This window comes from Halococcus morrhuae DSM 1307 (genome assembly GCF_000336695.1).
Classification (GTDB): domain Archaea; phylum Halobacteriota; class Halobacteria; order Halobacteriales; family Halococcaceae; genus Halococcus; species Halococcus morrhuae.
In genome coordinates this window covers 1-17658 of record NZ_AOMC01000148.1, presented here as the reverse complement: position 1 = coordinate 17658, position 17658 = coordinate 1, and the positions used below count along the sequence as shown (strand labels likewise).

Genomic DNA, 17658 nt, shown 5'->3' with positions numbered 1-17658 from the left:
TTATGTATTCACAGATCGGAGAAGGTAGTATGCGTGGTTTCAGCGACGACGAACGAGATCGGATTCGAGAAGAGCTGATCGAGACAGGACGCGAATTACTGCTCACGTATGGACCGAAGAAAACGACGGTTGCGGACATCACGGATCCCGTCGGGATCGCGAAACCGACGTTCTATCAGTTCTTCGATGCGAAATCCGACCTCTACATCGTGATTCTGGAACGCGAATTACAGGAGTACATGGAGACCACCCGGTCAGAGCTCGAAGGCGTCACCGATCCCCAAGAGGCACTGAAGCGATTGTTCTGGTGTTACGCTGAGTTCGCCGAAGGAAACGAGTTCATCCAGCAAACAGTCATTCGGGGCAACTACCAAGATATGATTGGAAGCACGTCTTCGGAGCAGTTCGATAACTTAGTTCGGATTGAGATGGCGGAGTTCATTCCTCTCATCGAAGACATCCAGAGCCGAAGTGATAGTCCACTCTCAGAGATGGACCCACTCACTGTTCTGGGCATCATGGGCACATCTGTTGGTCTGTTGGTACTCCACAAGGACGAATATGAGCAATACGAGGGGCAGCTCGAGGGCATCGAGGAAGGCTATTACCACCAAATGCAGGACACGTTGATCACAACCCTTGCACGAGGATTGACAGTCGAAGGCTGAATTCTGGTGTCGTAATTATTGCCGTGTTGAATAGGGGTACGGCGTCGGGATGGGGTCGCTAGAAGACGGAATTAGGTGCGGTGGATCGGAATTTCGGAACTGAATTCTTTCATTTGTGTTGGTGATCGGGGAGAAACTCGGTGGCCATCAGTGCGATCATCCTGAATTCGGCATAATTGCACGACCACACTCCTGCATAATAGCTATTCAACACAGCATTCCAGTGAACACTGATTCACTGCTCCGCTGATGTCCCGAGTTCACCAGAAGATCACGTCTGTGCCTGTTTGGGCAGAATATATGGTAACAATTCTCACGCATTGGAATCGGAGCTTCAACGAAAGGTGAAGTAGCGTGCTATTCTCGCTGCGAGCCAGCTTCACCCTCAGCAGTCACATCGCTACCGCGCCCCGGAATTTTCTTGATACTCGAGGGATCAACATCGGAAAGTGATCCATCAGCCGTGGCCTTCACGGCTGCGAGCATTGCTTCAGCTACGTGTTGGACTCGGTAAGCACGACTACCCAGTGTTCCGGCAGACAACTCAAAGAGGACACTACCTATCCCACGAAGGCCGAAACCGTTTCGCGCGATCCCACCATACGTTCCTCCAGGATACCATGTGGGATCCGGATCATGCCCGTTGTCAGCCCACATCACGTCCTTGTCACCCTCGGCTGTCACCTCGTCGTACATCGTATAGACGAGCTGTTTCGAGAGGTCTCGCGTATCTTCTGGTACGTTCTCATTGATCGGCCAGAACAATGATGACGTGGCGATATGACCAGCACCCGGGTCATTCGGGTCAGGGGGGTATGTATCGTCCTCAAGTCCCTCGTTGACGTATTTCTCACGGTCGGTGAACGTCTTGTCTTCGTCGACGACGTATTCGCCTTGACGGTGGAAGTCGATGATCCACTTGGCATCAAGCTCTTCAAGCCTGCTATCGACGGCCACTGCCTCTGGAACGGGGTTTTTGGGGTATTTTTCGGGGTAGCTCTGATAGAGGTCGCTGTCCTTCCAGTTGGGCCAGTGATAGCGATTGATATCCCACCCAACGAATGGTTCGTCCGCAGCGAAGATACCGATATCAGCCCCGAAAATATCAGCTCCGGCTGCTGCTGGAGCATCCGTATCAACGTTGTATCGCTGCCGGGCAACGAATCCATCCGGATTCACTCGGGGAACAAAATGAATCGTCAGTTCATCACGGACCTGTCTGACCGCATCGAGATCAACACTCGCTAGATATTGAAGTGCTGCGATCATCGCCTCGGGCATTATGTGTTCGTCACCGTGTTGCTGGGCGATCATCATTACATCAGTCGATCCACCTCCGAGAGATGCTTCCCAGAGCGGCCGTCCCTGATTCGACTCGCCAATTTGCGAGACAGACACATTCTCGATTGATTGTAGTAGTTTTTTGAGTTCGTTATTATCGAGGAGATCGTCATTTTCCAGAAAATCTGGATCGTAGTCGGAGTCAGCAAGTGTGTCTGGAACACCCCTCGGTACGGAAGCACTGTTCTTGTTTGCCTTGGCCTGGGAACCGAAAACACTTGTACCCGCAATGCCGCCGAGGACTCCCAGGAACTTTCGTCGTTCGATCGTCATTGTTCTACACGAATTCTCGTACCATACTTAACTTATATCTATCTGAATTATTTTTACAAAACGATTCTGTCGGATTACCGGTTTGTATACTAGGATTCGGTCACTATATCATTATGCTGGGAATTGTCACTCCGATGTGTTGCTATCTGCCTTGATTTGATAAACCAATTTGTCTGTCAACAACTTCTCCACTCTCATCCAGTTTGTAAAATGACAGAACCGATTCTGCACGATTATTGTCTGGAAAAGTCTTATACAATGCGACAATGTTGCATATCATGCCAAATGCAGACATGGCATAACATACCCATGGCACAACCAGACGCGGCAGTAGACTCAGAAGAATCGACTACTGTATCTAGTGAACAGCCAAAAAGAGGTTTGGATCTCTTTTGGGAAGGAACATCGCGCAAAGCTCGCTATCGATACTGGCTTCACTTCGGTATTTACGTGGTTTTGCTTGGCACGGTCGTCTGGCCGGTCTTCAGTGTGTTCAATCGGATCGAACCGTACGTTTTGGGACTTCCGTTCAACATGTTCTGGGTGACTCTGGTTCTCGTATTCATAACGATCAACTCGTACCTGCTGTATCGCTTTGATGAAGGCAAACTTCTGGGAGGGAGCTGAATATGGTTTCGACAGATACCTTGTTCATTGCCGGGATCCCACTTCTCTATTTGGCTTTTGCACTCTGGATCGGGCTGCGAAGCCGCGGGGAGGCAGACCAAGATACCACAGAGGGGTACGTCGCCGGTGGTCGAGGGATCGGTCTCCTCGTGATGTATTTCGTCATGAGCGCGAGCATCAACAGCGCCTTTGCGTTCTTGGGTGGACCAGGATGGTCGTTTAGCAAGGGTGCTGCTGCATTATACATTGTTGCATACGGTGGGTTTGGAATGTTACTGTGGTACATCTTTGGCCCGAAGGTCGCTCGGCTCGGCCGTAAACGGGGCTACGTAACCCAAGCAGGCTTTCTCAGCGATCGCTACAATAGTAAATATCTCTCTGTGCTCATGGCGATCGCTTCGGTTGCTGCGTTCATTCCGTATCTGGTCGTCCAGATCAAAGGCGTTGCCTTCATTCTCACTGAAGCCAGCAACGGGCTCATTCCCTTCTGGCTATCGGGATTGCTGCCCTTCCTCGTGATCGCCATTTACGTACTCACGAGCGGGATGATGGGTGTCGGGTGGTCGAACGTGCTTCAGGGAATCATGATGCTCGTACTCGCTTGGTTCCTCGGCTTGTATCTCCCCTTCGAGATTCATGGCGGTGTACAGCCGATGTTCGAACAGATCGCAAACAGCAACCCCTCTCATCTGCTTGTCGGATTGCCGCAGATGTCCATGCTTCGCTATTCGAGTTTCATCATCGTCTCGGCGCTTGGGTTCGTTATGTGGCCTCACCTGTTTATGCGTGCCTATTCGGCCGACAGCGAGAAGACACTGAAGAAAACGGTCGCTCTCTATCCCACTTTCCAGTTCGTTCTGATTCCAATCTTGCTGATTGGATACGCTGGCGTGACGATGGTCGATCCAGCCGTGCTGAGCAGTCCGGATCGCATCTTGCCATATATGATTACGGAGCTTGGGATCAATCCCATCCTCATTGGACTGTTTTTCGCTGGTGCGCTTGCGGCGACGATGAGTACCGCAGATTCGATCCTTCATGCATCGGTGAGTGTTACTGCTAGAGACTTCTACAAACCGCTGTTTGGCTCGGATATTAGCGAGAAAAGCGAGACTCGATTGATGAAACTCGCCGTCTTCCCCACGGTTGGTGTTGCGTATTATTTCGCCCTGTTTAGCCCAATCAATATCGTTCCACTACAGGCAGCTGCATACGGCGCGGTGGTCCAGTTCCTCCCGTTGATGCTCGGGGCGTTATACTGGCCAAGTTCGACGAAAGCCGGGGCGGTATCCGGACTCTTCGCTGGCACTATTGTGACGGCTCTCTTTACATTCTTCGTCCCGTCTCCACTGAATCTGCACGCCGGATTCTGGGGGCTTATCGTCACGACTGTCGTCTTCGTCGCAGTTAGCTTAGTTACCGAAGTCGAAGACAGAGAGTTCGCACAGGAAGTCATTAGAGAATCACGGCCTACCCCGTCTACAGCACAGACTTCGAGCGAAAGCTCCTCGGTCACTGCGACGGATGGTGGAACCCAGTCAGACGAAGCAGAGTAAGCCTACCGTACCTCTTCGATTTCCCGGTATACAAGAACCCCAATCACTGCGACTTCGTATTCCCTCTGTTGGTAGCCAGCGCCGAACTGATGAGTCGTCACAGTGCAACACCGTGGACAGGACTATCGTTCGATAAGCGATATGGCTGTGCTATACAGTCTGTTCCCGTGCTCGGTTTGCATTCATGTGAAAGCCGTCAAGCCGCCCAGCTCATCCTAAAGCTAATCGGCGACAATCGTTCGGAGTTTGGACATGGAGAGGTTGCTGCCTGAAATCGGCAGAACAACTGTCTTCCCCGCCAGTTTATCTCGCAATTGGAATGCTGCGGCAACGCTACTGGCGGCTGCCCCTTCGACCAATATACTATCGTCGGCGAGCAGTCGTCGAATAGAGGCCTGCAGATCCTCGTCCTCGACGAGGATCATCTCTGAAAGATGTTCCTGCATGATTTCAAGCGGAAGTGCGAACGGCGTTCGTGTCTTGATTCCCTCTGCGAACGTCTCAGCGTTATCTTGCATCTCGATGACTCCGTCTTTCCATGCACGATAAACTGCGTCTGCTCCCGACGCCTGAACGCCGATAACGTCGGCACTAAGTAGTTTACCGACAGTAAGTGCGTAGGCTGCGGCACTACTCCCACCCCCAACTGGATTGATGAGAACATCGACGTCGGGACGGTCAGCCATCACTTCGAGACCGGCGCTGGCACGCCCAGCAATGAGATGGGGTTCGTTACCGCCATGGACATACCGATATCCCTTCTCTGCGGCCTGCTGTTCAGCGTATTCACGAGCCTCATCGACATCTCGACCGTGTGCGATAACGGTCGCCCCGAGCCGTTCCATGTTGTCGGTTTTGGTCGGATTCTCGAGCGTCTCAGGAACAACGATGACTGCTGGAACATCAAATTCACGCGCGGCAGTTGCCATCCCTTGGCCGTGGTTGCCCATGCTTGAGGTGATGAGCCCCGGCTCGCGAAATTCTTCGTTGAGGTCGTCTACGAGGTTGTAGAACCCGCGAATTTTGAACGAATTGGTCGGGAGCGTGTCCTCACGCTTGAGATAGACATCAGCATCGAGAGTCGCCGAGAGGCTCTCACTGCGAACCAATGGTGTACTGGGAAGGTACTGGCGGACGATCTTCCGTGCTTCATAGATATCACGAGTCGTTGGTGGGGTCAGATCGTGATACGAAAAGATCGTGGTCTTGTCAGGTGATTCAGCTGGTTTGTACGAGGTCATCTCACACCGATATGGACACAGCCGTATTAAGCGTTCACGACCGACTGGTGGCAACTGTGGCTGTCGTTTTCAGTGTTGACTGTGGACTTCACGTAGAAATCAAATCTAAACGGGCAGTCCAACGATCTTCCTCCTGTCTCTTATACACANAGCCCGCTCAAGATGTGTATAAGAGACAGGATATCAGTAGACAATCTGATACAACACCATAGGTCTTGCACATTCATGCCTGCATTCAGTCGCATTCCGTTTAGCTTCAGCCTGCCTGCTCGCTATAGAGTAAATGATCGGAAGCTACGGCTCATGAGATGACTGCGAAGGTACGCACTCACGCTCTTATCAGTCATCTGGCGACCAAGAGACCGTTTAGTGCTTGTAGTCCGTGATTGACGTTCCGTACTGCCCGCAAATACTAATACGAGCACCCACGATTCATGTCTTGGTAACTATGAACGCACAAAAGCGAGTTCGCGATCGGCTCATCGACTTGCGTCGTGATTTTCATCAACACCCGGAACCGGCGTGGTGTGAGTATTATACGATGGATCGTATCGTCAATGAGGTGACCAACATCGGCGTTGATGAGCTGTATATCGGTCGTGAGGCGCTTGCCCCCTCAGAACAGATGTCGGTCCCATCTGAGGACGTACACGAACAGTGGTTGGAACACGCTCGTGAGCTAGGTGCCGATAGCGATCTGCTTGCGGAAATGAGCGGTGGCTACACCGGTGCCGTTGCGACTCTCAAGGAAGGAAATGGTCCAACCATTGCTCTCAGAGTCGACATCGACGGTTTGTACATCAACGAGAGCACCGAACGCGACCACCTTCCCGCTGCTGAAGGTTTTCGTTCTGAGAACGAGCAAACGATGCACGCCTGTGGACACGATGCACACATGACCATCGGACTCGGTGTCTTAGAGGCACTCAAAGAGAGCGAGTTCGAAGGGACGTTCAAACTCTTTTTCCAGCCCGCTGAAGAGCGTGGCAGTGGCGGCAAACCCATGGCTGCATCGGGCCATCTCGAGGATGTCGATTATTTGCTTGCGCTCCATGTAGGACTTGGTCATCCAACTGGAGAGATCGTTGCGGGAATGGTCAAGCCGCTGGCCAATATCAAATTCACAGCTAAATTCTCCGGGGAGAATGCACACGCTGGTGTAGCCCCTGAGAGCGGGAACAATGCCATCCAAGCATTGGGAACGGCGATTCAAAACAGCTACGCCATCCCACGTCATGGAGAGGGAGCGACACGCGTCAATATCGGCCGTGTCGAAGGTGGAACAGCCTCAAACATCATCTCTGACAACGTTCGAATTGAAGCTGAGGCCCGAGGCGAGACGACCGAGCTGATGGAATACACGTTCAAGCGGCTGAAGCAAGTCCTTCGAGAATCAGCTACAATGCATGATTGTGACGTTGATTTTGAAGTCACAGGCCACTCACCCCGGGCTGATAGCAATGAAGATCTCTCTGCGGTGGTCTACGAAGCTTCGAAAGGGGTCGATGGAGTCACCGATCCAATCATGCAAGCTGACTTCGGAGGAAGCGAGGATGCAACCTGTCTGATGAACGTTGTCGAAGACAACGGAGGCAAAGCCGCTTACTCGATCATCGGAACAGATCATCCGGCCGGCCATCACAACAGTCGCTTCGATATCGACGAAGGAAGTCTCAGAATCGGTGTCGAAACGATGTGCGATGCCATCGTACAAGTGTCTCGTGAAAAGCCGTGATCGGCACTCCTCGTCAACCGGACTCAAGGCCGCTCAGTAAGCCGGCTGTTTACGATGAAAACCGTTCAGCTGACATCCTCCGGACAATCCTGGCGGCCATTCCATAGCATCTGAGGTCAGCTAGACCGATTCGTCATGCATAGACCTCTTCTAAATTTAGATCGCCAATTGATTCCAATGACTACCATAAATGAGAAAATTACCTGATCGACTTCAGCCAAGAGAAAACATAGCAGTATCTGAGTCGATTTCAGGCGGCCCTTCCGGTCTCGATGGTGACGGGAACAGTCAGGCCTGTGAGCCGCTCTAAAAGCCAATTTGAACCTAATCGTGCCATTTTCATTCGCAGGCGCAGGAAACGCACACCACCGCCAGTAGCCAGTACTGCCCCTCGATATAATGTAAGATAAGCCACAAAATATCGGAACACAGCCGACGGCTTGCTCAGTCCGACGTCGGCTGGTTGGTGCCCTCTTGATAAGCAGTTACCCGGCGTGTCCAGAGTGGTCCCATCTCCTCTCGGATGTCGACGAATAGATCGTACAGTTCGTCGTATGCGTCGGGAGCGTCCGGTCGTGGTTCGTAGCGGGTTTCGGTGTCGACTATTCCCTCAACAGCAGCTTCAAGGGAGGGATACTCCCCGAGTGCGACGCCGAGGACGATAGCAGCCCCCTTCGCGCCGAGTTCAGAGCCCGAGGGAATCACGACGGGCCGATCGAGGCAGTCGGCGATCAGTTGGCACCACAGCTCCGAACTCGTCCCGCCGCCGCTGAGGGCCACTTCGCCAGTACTGGCGGGCAGATGCTCAACACAGTCACGGACTGCGAGTGAAAGCCCCTCGTACACCGCTCGCACGAGATGTCCGGTGTCGTGTTCGGGAGTGAGTCCGACGAACTGCGCACGTGCTGTCGGGTCGACAAATGGGCCCCGTTCGCCCGAACTGCTCAGATACGGGTGATACAACACGCCATCGCTCCCGACAGGTGCGTCTGTAGCATAGTTCTCAAGGCCGGCGACGTCCTCAATGCCCACGATTGTCTCGGCGAGCCATTCGAGGCTTGGCGTCCCGGCGTTGCTGCCGATTGCGTAGGTCCACCGATCGCCCATGCCGAGATTCATCTGGATACCGCGGTCGCTTGCTTGTGGCCCTTCGACGATCGCCTGATGGGTGAGCGATGTTCCGAGCGTTACCGCCACGTCACCCGGACGGATCACGCCACTACCGATTGCCGAGGCCGGGACATCGAACAGTCCTGAGACGACCGGCAGCCCCACGGGAAGCGTCGTCTCCTTTGCGGCGGCTTCGGTAACGTTCCCGATTATCTCCGTCGGGACTGTGAGACGGGGGAGTGCCTCAGCGACGTTGGGGATTCCAACCAGATCGAACACGTCTCGGTCGTACGTCCCCATCTCCTTGTCGAGGTAGGGGACCGTTGCCTCGGTGGGGTCGAGGGTTCGCTCGCCGGTGAGTTTGTAATTCAGCCAGTCCTTACAGGAAAGAGCCGTATCGATACGAGCGAACCGATCCGGTTGCTCGCGGGCCAGCCAGACCAGTAGTGGGAGACTCATTCCAGGATAGGGAGACGATCCGCACTGTGCAACGATCTCGTCGAGCCGTCCACTCTCGGCCCATTCATCGAGAATCGGTGCCGCACGGCTGTCCGACCAAAGGATCGCGTTGCCGACCGGTTCACCCTCGTCTGTGACGGCCCAGAGCCCATCGCCCTGTCCTGTAATTGCGATGCCGACCGGAACAGCGTCGGCGGGGAGTTCGCTCGATACCGCCTTGATCGTCTCAACCACTTGCTTCCAGACCTCGGTCGGGTCCTGTTCGATCTGGCCAGAAGCGGGCCGAAGTATCTCTGTCTCGCGCGAGCTCGACGCGATTTCCTCTCCATCAGTCCGGAAAGCGACAGTCTTGACGGTTGACGTCCCAGCGTCGACAGCGAGCAGCGTCGGTTCCTCAGTCATGTGTTCGGGATCACCGCGGCCCATTTACTCGATACGGACAGTTCGGAGACCCAGCTACACTCGGCTTCGAGCACGGTCAGCCTGATACAAGCGCGCGGTCAGAGTCATCAGCAGCGGGAGCCTCGATGCCAACGTCGATCTCGATACGGTCGTAGGGGATGGTAGGTTTGCGTGCGCGGCCCTCTCCATCTTCGAGATGGACGATACCGAACTCTTCGAGGAGATGCACGTCGTCGTGGACTTGTCTTGTTCCGCGTTCAAGCCGGTCGGCAAGCTGCTTGATGCTCTCGGGTTGGCTGTCCATGATGCTGCGGATGAGTTCGACTCGCCGGGCGGTGAGGAGCTTCCGCAATCGGGTGGGATCGCTGAAGTTTTTCACGTGCGGGACGCTCTCGCCTGATTCCCAGCGCTCGGCGCGGTCGAGTGTACCCTCGTGATGCTCATCGTGGGGGAGAGACGTGAGTCGGAGCACCGGGGGATATGGAACTTCTTCCGGCCCGGGGAGCTCTAGCGACTCGATTTCATGGTCGCCGTCGTGGTCAGGTTCGTTCGTCATGGATCTGGTCTACCTCGTCTTTGAACCGTCGGATGTGGTTGCGTAGATCACTGAATTCGATGTCTGCGACCCCTTCGCGGTAGTGATGGCGGTGATGGCGACTCTCACCGGGTGTTTCAGCGTCGGTGTAGTTATCGTATCGTAGTAGTGTCGTGCCGTCAACGGTCATGTATTGGAAGCCGTATTTGATCCCTTCGGGGTACTCGTTACTCGTCGGGACCTCCCACGCAATCATCTCGTAGCGGCTTCCATCGTCGAGTTCGGTATCGTCTTGGAAGCGCGGCGTTCTCGGCATTGATCCCGCTTGCAATCCCATATACACCCGGCCAGCAAAAATGTTGTGTTGCCCCATTATGGCTATAAGCCGATTCTAGAAGGAGCATCTTGATTTCTGCAGATGAATCATATCCGTCTATACTATTGATGGTAGCTCGTTAATATATTGAGGGGAAATGTGTGACAATGTGCTAATAATCGAGAGTTCGGTATTGATTCGATACGCGCAACTGTCTGACGGGCCCCTGTAAAGAGACAGCTGTCTGTTTGTGGAATGTAAACAAGGTCAGTTCTTTTTATGTCGGAAGATGACATTAAGATCAGAATACCAAATATTTCTTACAAAATGGGACACAATCGTATCATAGCCTCACAGGAGACATTAGTTACTATGATTGTTGGATGCTCTCTGTAAGATCACATCCACGATCTCGGAGGTTACTCTGAATACGTTCTGAATGCTTGGGCCAAATCCACCAGAATCTGCTTCGTTGAGACTTTCTTCAATCGTCTGATTGGGATGTGGCTGGTCAAAGTTCGATACGCTTCGTATACTCAAATATTGGTCAAGATAACCGTGACGAGCAAGAGCAGTTGCTGTACCGTAGTCTTCCTGCTCACTTGTGGCATAACGGCCTACGTCATATAACTCATCACACATCCAACGTGCCTGCTCTGAGAACGTCGAACCATGCCAATATTCATCACCACAGACCGTTGTGCCCATGTCAACGAATGGTTCTTGGTTCGCTGTCTTCTCTTCGTAAAACTCTCGGTACTGTTTGGCACGGTCCGAATCAATAAGATCCGCCTGCTGCCCAAGGTAGTACGCAAGAGTTGTGAGGCCATCATTCAACTCGTAGTACTTCTCCGATGATGGGTCGAGCTTCATCGCTGCATACGGATCGGCTGGCCCGTCATTCCGGGACCACCGATGCATCAAGTCCCAGTCAACAACCGCATCCGAGATGAATACTGATCCGAGAGTACCTACATCTGGCGGTGCACCAGCGATACCCGCAGTGAGGAAAAGTGTATTGTCGTCAAATTTCAGCTTTGGCGAAGACAGTATAGATGTGACTGTTGTGGTGGCGGCTGACTTCCCGATTCCAGTGGGAGTAACAGCTAGGCCATCGTCGTTGTAGTACAATGGAGCATTCGTGCCAGATACGTCGAGCTTTTTGTCGAGGTCGTAATTTTTGTACCACAGCTGGAATTCCCCTGCCGTATCGCCCTTGATATCTCCGACCTCAAAAGCAGGGAGCACTACCACCTTTGGTGAAAGCGGCTTCTTGATAGAGGGACCTCCTTCGTTCGCTGCGACGGTTTTTGCTTCAAAGCTGGCTAATGCCCCACCGCCAATTGCAGCTCCGGTCGCCTTCAGAAAGTTTCTCCGGATCAGCTTGTTCCGTTTGCTACCCATACACATGACCCACAGTAAGATATATTAAAAACTCCGATGGCGGATTTCGAGACCTCAACCCTCGCCTCGTTGACAAAAATATCCATATCTCGACATGCAGTTTATAGATGGCAATATGTCCATATCACGGCCTATGTGTGGCGTATTCGGGGGTTTGAGCGGAATAGGTGTTTACTCGTGCTTAATCGAATAAGGACATGTAGATTTATCCGAAGCCCCGCCCTCCCCCACAGCACACCAGATGCCACAACCCAGAACCACGGTTACTCGCCCTGAGAACAGTGTTCGAGCCAGCGAACGCTCCGGAGGCGCATAGCGTGGTGTCGATTGATGCGGTCATCGGGGATTTCCTGACGGACAAAGGCAAGGGCCAGGGTGGCGAGAGCGGTAACTACCGCCAGGACGCAGGCCGAGAGCTCAATCGGTTCGTCGACTTCCTCACTAGTCACGAAGAGAGCCCAACGACATTCGACGAGTTGGATTCGAGCCATCTCCGCGAATACGCCCGTCACCTCACTCGTCAGGGTTGGACTGCAGGTACAGTGCGTACCTACTACGCGTACGTCTCTGCGTTCTGCGGCTGGGCCGTCCGTGAAGGACACCTCGCCGAGAACGTCGCTCAGCGACGTAACGCCACCGAACCGATTCCCGATGACGGCGGTCACAAGAGCGGCGAGCAGCAAGCGTGGTCCGCCGAGGATCGCCAGCAACTCACTTCCTTCGTCGACGAGCAGGCCAGCGCTGCGATCGACGATGTTGGTGAAGACCAAGAGGCCGCGATCAAAGCCTGCCGTGACCGCGCTCTGGTCTACCTGTTGTCGTACTCTGGCGTTCGAGGTGCGGAGATCCTTCGAGACCGGAGCGACGAACGACGCCAAGGACTCCGGTGGGAAGACGTCCATCTCGAGGACCGCTACGCGACGGTGTTCGCGAAAAAGCAGCGCCTTGACGATCGAGGCCTCCCCAAGCCGGTGATCCACCCGCTGCAGATGTACCGGAAGGTACTGGATGCACCGAACGAGAGTTGGCCGGTGTTCCCCTCGTTTCATCGCCCGACGCTCTCTCAGCAGGTGACAGATACGCTGGACCGTCAGGGATACACCGACACAGAGATCGAGGAAATGCACACCGACCGCTCGTTGATCGAACTCTGCATCGAGCACGATATCGAACCACCGTCGATAACGACCGACGCTGGCCGGCACGTCCTCAAACGTCTCTGCGAGGAAGCAGGTATCGAACTCGATGACAGCGAGGAATATCTGATGCCTCACGGTGCCCGGCGCGGTGCTGGTGAGGTTCTCGTACGCACGTCAGGCCATGCAGCTGCCGCCCGAGCGCTAGATAACTCCGAAGAAGTGGTTCGCGAGCACTACTCGCATATCGAAGCCGGCGAGCTCGCTGATCAGATGTCCAGTGCCTTCGAGGAGGCTGATCAGCAAGGTGGATCCGGCAGCGAGTGAGGACATACGCACGGGTTAGTCTCGAGATTCGCTATGAATCACGAGGAGAATCAACCATACCTATCGCATGCTCATCCAGCCGGTGGAGTCAACTCCTCCTTCTGAATCGCAACTACCCTAATCCGTTTTATCAGGAAGCCGGAGAGTGAGTAGCGTGACAACCCCCATAAGAAGAGCCAGCGAGAGATAGCCCTCGTCGAAGAAACCACGCTCGGCGATCGCGCCGAAGAGCACCGGCCCCGTAGAGGCCAACAACGAGGCGCTTGACCGGACAGCTCCTAGTCCAGTGCCCTCTATCTCCGACGGAATCGTCTCCGAAAGGTACGATTGGGTGATTGCACCCGAACCGAGCATCGAGCTGATCAGAACCGTATCCCCTGCGAGTAACCAGAAATCGGTGAGAAACGGCAGCAGAGCAAACCCGAGGATGGCTCCACCGAGGACGAGTGGCAGTGAGCGCCGAATACCGATTACATCGTACGCAACGCCAGCAAGCGGCTTGGCAGCGATCCCGAAAGCGAAAAACAGACTGAACAACGCGCTTGCTGCCGTCGAGGAAAATCCCTTTTCGTGGATCAGATAGGTGGGATAAAACGCCGAGAACGTCTGTAGAACACCGATATACAAAAACAGAATAATCGCCATGATCACCAGTGTCGGATGGTAGAGCTCCCGAAGAACAGTCTTCGCCCGCTGGAGAGACAGTTCCGTGCGTGCTGTGTCCGACGAGACTGTTGATGGAAGAACTCGCCAGACAGAGATCGCAACAACGACGAGGAGGGGTACGACAAAGACAAGACCCACCTGCCATGTGAGACCGATGAGGACACCAGCAACCAACGGGAGGACTGTCTGTCCAGTGTCACCCGCTGCCATCGTTATTCCCAGCACACGACCGATGCGATCAGGGTAGAGATCCGAGAGAGCAGTAATCCGTGCGACCGGATACAGAGACAATCCGACACCGATCAGTCCGGTTGCAGCGAACAGGCTCCACGTCGACGGAGCAAGAACCACCAACGACACGGCACCAGCGACGATCAGCAGCCCTGTTGTCAATATCGTCCGCTCACCGTATCGATCAGCCAGAACGCCACTTGGGACCTGACCGATCGCGTAGGTGACCCAGATAATCGTTACTAACAGGCCAGCAGTGGTGAGCGTGAGACCGAAGCTCTCGCTCAATGATGGCAACAACACCGGATAGATCATCCGAGTTCCGTTCAAGAGCCCCCATCCGAGAGCAATCGCGATTAGCTTCTTTCCTTTTCCATCGGCCCACAGTGCGCCTATTTCCTGCCGGAGAGAAGACAACGCATCCATCAATTCCGCTCGTTCGCTCGTAGCCGCGCTGGTTGCAAAACGCTTGCAGTGCCAGCACAAACATCCGGTTGTCGGATCGCGCGTAATCAGTGTCGCCAGTAGTGGGTGAGAGTGCTCTGTTGATCCCGGTTCCGCCTGACGATTCCTTCGGTGAGTTCAGCCCACTTTCGACACCCCTTCGGTTCAATTCTATCCTTTTTCCGTCGGGCGGTTTCGATAAGCAGTAGTATGTGTGATGTTTCAGACACCCATGTATCAGAAGGAGTTCTACCGTGTCGGTGAGCGTGGTGAGCACTGACTGAAACGGTGCGAGACCGGCACCTACAGCAGTTTATGGACGAATGAAGATCGCCGCTCATGGAGAGCGACGATCTGCACCCGATCAAGTCAAATATTCGATTATAAACAGTGAAATCGCCCGAAGGAAAAAGGATTAGATTACCAGTCAGGGGTGTCGAAAGTGGGGTTACTGGATGAATTCGATGAACGCTCATCTCGACTATCCATCACCTAAAGACTGAGCGCGGGAACGAGTCATACCTCCCGGTGAGACCGACACGCTCTCAATTAAGTTACGGTTCGTCGGGATGAGCGAAGCCACCAATCAGTCGCCAGGCTCTCGCACCGTCGACGAGCGCCCGACGCCGAACGAGACGTTCCCGGCGGCGATACGGAGAATTTCGACGGTCAGCGCGCCGAGTACGCCAACGACGACTACCTGGACGGCGACGGAGGCAATTTGGATGGGTGACGCGGTACCGAGCCACGCTGGATTGAGAAGTTTTGTCCCCAGATTCGAAATAGCGAGGTAGCCCAGCGCCGAGAGGCTCGTTGCGAGGACGAACGCGGCACCGGCGAGCAGACTGCGCACCTCCTTGCCCGCGTCCCAGTTGCGAACCCACACGACGACGGTAACGATTGAGAGGCCGGCGAACACCTGGACGGCGCCGCCGAAAAGAGGCCAGATGGCCGCCCAGCTCCCGCTCGCGACCAACAGGTACGCGAGTGCCGTCTGCGCAGCAGAATTAGCAAACCGGTTTCCCGCAAAGCTCGTCTCGGAATCAGTGACGACATCCTCGACGAAGTATCGGCCGAGTCGAATCGATGTGTCGACTGTCGTCAGCGCGAACGCCGAGAGGACAAGAGCCATGAACGGCGCACCGAGGCCGGTAGGAATCCCCAGCGCCGAGAGGATGATGGCCCCGCCCTCAGCGAAGCTCGGGAGCGCGAGCCCGATCCCGGAGCCGGAGGGGATTGAGGGGACCACCGCGACGGTCCCGATGGCGACGACCGCTAGCAGCCCCTCGACGAGACTCGTCCCGTACCCGATGGTGTCCGCATCGGTCTCGCGGTTCAGCTGTTTCGGCGTCGTCCCGGAGCTGACCATTGAGTGTAGCCCGCAGACCGCGCCGCAGAAGATCGTGGAGAACAGCATCGGCACCGCGGGGCCGATCCCGGCGAACGCGTCGCTCATAAACCCGGTGAACGGGTCGAGGCTCATCGTCAGCGGTTGGTTCGTGGTCCCGAACAGTGTCCCAACGACGATTGCGAGGACCGCCCCGCCCAGCCCCGCGTACAGCAGGAACGACGAGAGGTAATCGCGGGGCTGCAACAGCGTCTGCACCGGGAGAATGCTCGCGGAGAATGCGTACAACAGGATCACAATCAGCCAGACGGACACGTTGGCGTTCACGACCGTTGGCAGGATCGTGGCGCCGCCGTCCGGCACCAGCACCAGCGGGTATTGCAGGCCAACCCAGACGCTCCCGAAGACGGCGGGGACGAAGAGCAGCGTGCCGAGCCGGAAGGGGAACCCGTACCGCTTGTAGAGACCAAAGAGCAGCGCAAGCGCGACGTAACAGACGCTGGCTGTCGCCGCGCTCGGGTACGCGTCGAACACGATTGCGACGACGAGCGCGAGAACGCCGATGACGAGCAGGTTCGCCGTGAACGCCAGAGAGAGCATCAACGACTTTCCGCGCTCGCCGACGTACCGTCCGAAGATGTGGCCGACCGACCGGCCATCGTGACGGACGCTCATCGTGAGGACCGCGAAGTCGTTCATCGCCCCATAGACGACAGTTCCGACGACGATCCAAGCGAGCGCAGGAGCCCAACCCCACGCGAGCGCGGCGGTGATTGGCCCGATGATCGGGGCACCGCCAGCGATGCTTGAGAAGTGGTGGCCGAACAGTTCGAGCTTCCGCGAGGGGACGTAATCGACGCCATCGTACCGCTCGTGCGCGGGCGTCGGCCTATCCTCGTCAAGTTCGAACACGCGGCTCATGTACCGCCCGTAGATCAGGTACGCGACGGTGAAGATCAACGCGACACCGACGACGACTGTCAAGAGGCTAATCATATGTCAGTGTAGGGAGTAGTAGTCGGGTTACTGTCCGTATCGCAGGCGAATTGACCCGCGCTCTCGTAGGAACTGTCATAGTCCTTTACCAGTGATGACGTCCGACGAGATATCGATCACCAGTACACAGTTACGATAGTCGTATCAGTCGTCGGACCCCGACTGGGCTTCGATGACATCGTCGGTCGTCTCGATTTCCGCGTCCTCCTCGACGAAGCCGTGATCGCGCATCCATTCGGTGGTCCGCTCAATCCGCTTGGAGTCAGGCTCACGGACCGGCAGGAAGTTCCGTAGCTCGAACTCGTCGCGGAGCCGATCGAAGTCGACATCCTCGAAGGTATCGGTGTTCTCATCGGCGGCCTCTACGAGCATATCGACGTACCTGTCGCGGTACGTCTCGGGGTCGTCGTTGATTTCCTCAACAGCCCGGTTGAGAGCAGTCCGGAACTTTGCGGCGATCTCGGGATCGACATCCTCCTTTGTCGTGATCGCCGCCCGGCACGGCCCGACGTATACCTCCGACAGTTCGTCGTCGTAGCGGCCGAGCGTGACGTACGGTTCAAGGACCCCGATGGCGTCGACCTCGCCCTCCTTGACGGCCTCAAAGCGTTCCTCCGCAGATCCAACATGCTCGAGGACGATCTCCTCCTCGTCGAATCCGTTGCCCTCCAGGATTTCCGGGAGCGAGTAAAAGGAAGTCGCGTACTCGTTGATCCCGATCGAGCGTCCGCGTACGTCCTCGATGTCCTCAATGTCGCTAGTTGTCCACTCTGGCCCAACAGCTCAGTTGCTGTCATGTAGTGGCCAGAATGATGCGACTGAATCAGTCGCCTGATTCAGCCG

14 protein-coding genes and 1 pseudogene are annotated in these 17658 nt (G+C 55.2%); 5 read left to right on the top strand and 10 right to left on the bottom strand.

Features of this window, described 5'->3' with window-relative positions:
- Positions 1 to 29: 29 nt before the first annotated feature.
- A complete protein-coding gene (locus tag C448_RS12370; RefSeq protein WP_049916320.1) occupies positions 30 to 668 on the top strand; it encodes a TetR/AcrR family transcriptional regulator in 639 nt (212 codons plus the stop codon).
- Positions 669 to 1025: 357 nt separating this feature from the next.
- On the opposite strand, the gene C448_RS12365 is transcribed toward C448_RS12370, so the two are convergent.
- The gene (locus C448_RS12365; protein ID WP_049916318.1) at positions 1026 to 2282 is read right to left on the bottom strand and encodes a M14 family zinc carboxypeptidase; all 1257 of its coding nucleotides are present in this window, start codon (positions 2280 to 2282) and stop codon (positions 1026 to 1028) included.
- Positions 2283 to 2567: 285 nt separating this feature from the next.
- Here C448_RS12365 and C448_RS16025 point away from each other — a divergent pair, with 285 nt between their 5' ends.
- Both C448_RS16025 and C448_RS12360 read left to right on the top strand, forming a co-directional pair.
- Entirely contained in the window at positions 2568 to 2909 is a 342-nt protein-coding gene (locus C448_RS16025) for a hypothetical protein (RefSeq protein ID WP_160162792.1), read from the top strand.
- Positions 2910 to 2911: 2 nt separating this feature from the next.
- Positions 2912 to 4465 carry a sodium:solute symporter family protein gene (locus C448_RS12360; RefSeq protein ID WP_004055271.1) on the top strand — a complete coding sequence of 518 codons (1554 nt, stop codon included), beginning with the start codon at positions 2912 to 2914 and terminating at the stop codon, positions 4463 to 4465.
- A gap of 221 nt (positions 4466 to 4686) precedes the next feature.
- Here C448_RS12360 and C448_RS12355 read toward each other — a convergent pair whose 3' ends face one another.
- Complete coding sequence (locus tag C448_RS12355) at positions 4687 to 5706, bottom strand: threonine ammonia-lyase (RefSeq protein ID WP_004055269.1); 1020 nt, start codon at positions 5704 to 5706, stop codon at positions 4687 to 4689.
- 448 nt (positions 5707 to 6154) lie between these two features.
- Between C448_RS12355 and C448_RS12350 the strand changes: the two genes are divergently transcribed.
- Positions 6155 to 7441 carry an amidohydrolase gene (locus C448_RS12350; RefSeq protein ID WP_004055267.1) on the top strand — a complete coding sequence of 429 codons (1287 nt, stop codon included), beginning with the start codon at positions 6155 to 6157 and terminating at the stop codon, positions 7439 to 7441.
- A 444-nt stretch (positions 7442 to 7885) separates the two neighbouring features.
- Here the strand turns inward: C448_RS12350 and C448_RS12345 are convergent, their stop codons facing one another.
- From C448_RS12345 to C448_RS12330, 4 genes are all read right to left on the bottom strand, one after another.
- Complete coding sequence (locus C448_RS12345) at positions 7886 to 9412, bottom strand: FGGY-family carbohydrate kinase (protein ID WP_152415580.1); 1527 nt, start codon at positions 9410 to 9412, stop codon at positions 7886 to 7888.
- Between the two features lie 76 nt (positions 9413 to 9488).
- A complete protein-coding gene (locus C448_RS12340; RefSeq protein WP_004055264.1) occupies positions 9489 to 9968 on the bottom strand; it encodes an HVO_A0114 family putative DNA-binding protein in 480 nt (159 codons plus the stop codon).
- Positions 9952 to 10263 (bottom strand): toxin-antitoxin system TumE family protein, encoded by a 312-nt coding sequence (locus C448_RS12335; RefSeq protein WP_004055262.1) that lies wholly within the window; start codon positions 10261 to 10263, stop codon positions 9952 to 9954. Before C448_RS12335 ends, C448_RS12340 begins: the two co-directional genes overlap by 17 nt.
- A gap of 363 nt (positions 10264 to 10626) precedes the next feature.
- Positions 10627 to 11667 carry a nucleoside phosphorylase-I family protein gene (locus C448_RS12330; RefSeq protein WP_049916316.1) on the bottom strand — a complete coding sequence of 347 codons (1041 nt, stop codon included), beginning with the start codon at positions 11665 to 11667 and terminating at the stop codon, positions 10627 to 10629.
- 317 nt (positions 11668 to 11984) lie between these two features.
- On the opposite strand from C448_RS12330, the gene C448_RS12325 reads away from it, so the two are divergent.
- Positions 11985 to 13130 carry a tyrosine-type recombinase/integrase gene (locus C448_RS12325; RefSeq protein ID WP_004055259.1) on the top strand — a complete coding sequence of 382 codons (1146 nt, stop codon included), beginning with the start codon at positions 11985 to 11987 and terminating at the stop codon, positions 13128 to 13130.
- Between the two features lie 117 nt (positions 13131 to 13247).
- On the opposite strand, the gene C448_RS12320 is transcribed toward C448_RS12325, so the two are convergent.
- The 4 genes and pseudogenes from C448_RS12320 to C448_RS17110 form a co-directional block, all read right to left on the bottom strand.
- Entirely contained in the window at positions 13248 to 14342 is a 1095-nt protein-coding gene (locus C448_RS12320; protein ID WP_049916326.1) for an MFS transporter, read from the bottom strand.
- Between the two features lie 715 nt (positions 14343 to 15057).
- On the bottom strand, positions 15058 to 16815 hold the full coding sequence (locus tag C448_RS12315) for a carbon starvation CstA family protein (protein WP_004055255.1): 1758 nt from the start codon (positions 16813 to 16815) through the stop codon (positions 15058 to 15060).
- 144 nt (positions 16816 to 16959) lie between these two features.
- Positions 16960 to 17187 carry a hypothetical protein gene (locus C448_RS16820; RefSeq protein ID WP_004055253.1) on the bottom strand — a complete coding sequence of 76 codons (228 nt, stop codon included), beginning with the start codon at positions 17185 to 17187 and terminating at the stop codon, positions 16960 to 16962.
- Positions 17188 to 17223: 36 nt separating this feature from the next.
- A pseudogene (locus tag C448_RS17110) lies at positions 17224 to 17568 on the bottom strand (ABC transporter substrate-binding protein); the annotation flags it as partial.
- Positions 17569 to 17658: the final 90 nt, after the last annotated feature.

Bases quoted from the DNA above. Each gene is read 5' to 3' on its own strand.
- C448_RS12370 (WP_049916320.1), top strand. From the start codon at position 30: ATGCGTGGTTTCAGCGACGACGAACGAGATCGGATTCGAGAAGAGCTG.
- C448_RS12365 (WP_049916318.1), bottom strand. From the start codon at position 2,282: ATGACGATCGAACGACGAAAGTTCCTGGGAGTCCTCGGCGGCATTGCG.
- C448_RS16025 (WP_160162792.1), top strand. From the start codon at position 2,568: ATGCAGACATGGCATAACATACCCATGGCACAACCAGACGCGGCAGTA.
- C448_RS12360 (WP_004055271.1), top strand. From the start codon at position 2,912: ATGGTTTCGACAGATACCTTGTTCATTGCCGGGATCCCACTTCTCTAT.
- C448_RS12355 (WP_004055269.1), bottom strand. From the start codon at position 5,706: ATGACCTCGTACAAACCAGCTGAATCACCTGACAAGACCACGATCTTT.
- C448_RS12350 (WP_004055267.1), top strand. From the start codon at position 6,155: ATGAACGCACAAAAGCGAGTTCGCGATCGGCTCATCGACTTGCGTCGT.
- C448_RS12345 (WP_152415580.1), bottom strand. From the start codon at position 9,412: ATGACTGAGGAACCGACGCTGCTCGCTGTCGACGCTGGGACGTCAACC.
- C448_RS12340 (WP_004055264.1), bottom strand. From the start codon at position 9,968: ATGACGAACGAACCTGACCACGACGGCGACCATGAAATCGAGTCGCTA.
- C448_RS12335 (WP_004055262.1), bottom strand. From the start codon at position 10,263: ATGCCGAGAACGCCGCGCTTCCAAGACGATACCGAACTCGACGATGGA.
- C448_RS12330 (WP_049916316.1), bottom strand. From the start codon at position 11,667: ATGGGTAGCAAACGGAACAAGCTGATCCGGAGAAACTTTCTGAAGGCG.
- C448_RS12320 (WP_049916326.1), bottom strand. From the start codon at position 14,342: ATGATCTATCCGGTGTTGTTGCCATCATTGAGCGAGAGCTTCGGTCTC.
- C448_RS12315 (WP_004055255.1), bottom strand. From the start codon at position 16,815: ATGATTAGCCTCTTGACAGTCGTCGTCGGTGTCGCGTTGATCTTCACC.
- C448_RS16820 (WP_004055253.1), bottom strand. From the start codon at position 17,187: ATGCTCGTAGAGGCCGCCGATGAGAACACCGATACCTTCGAGGATGTC.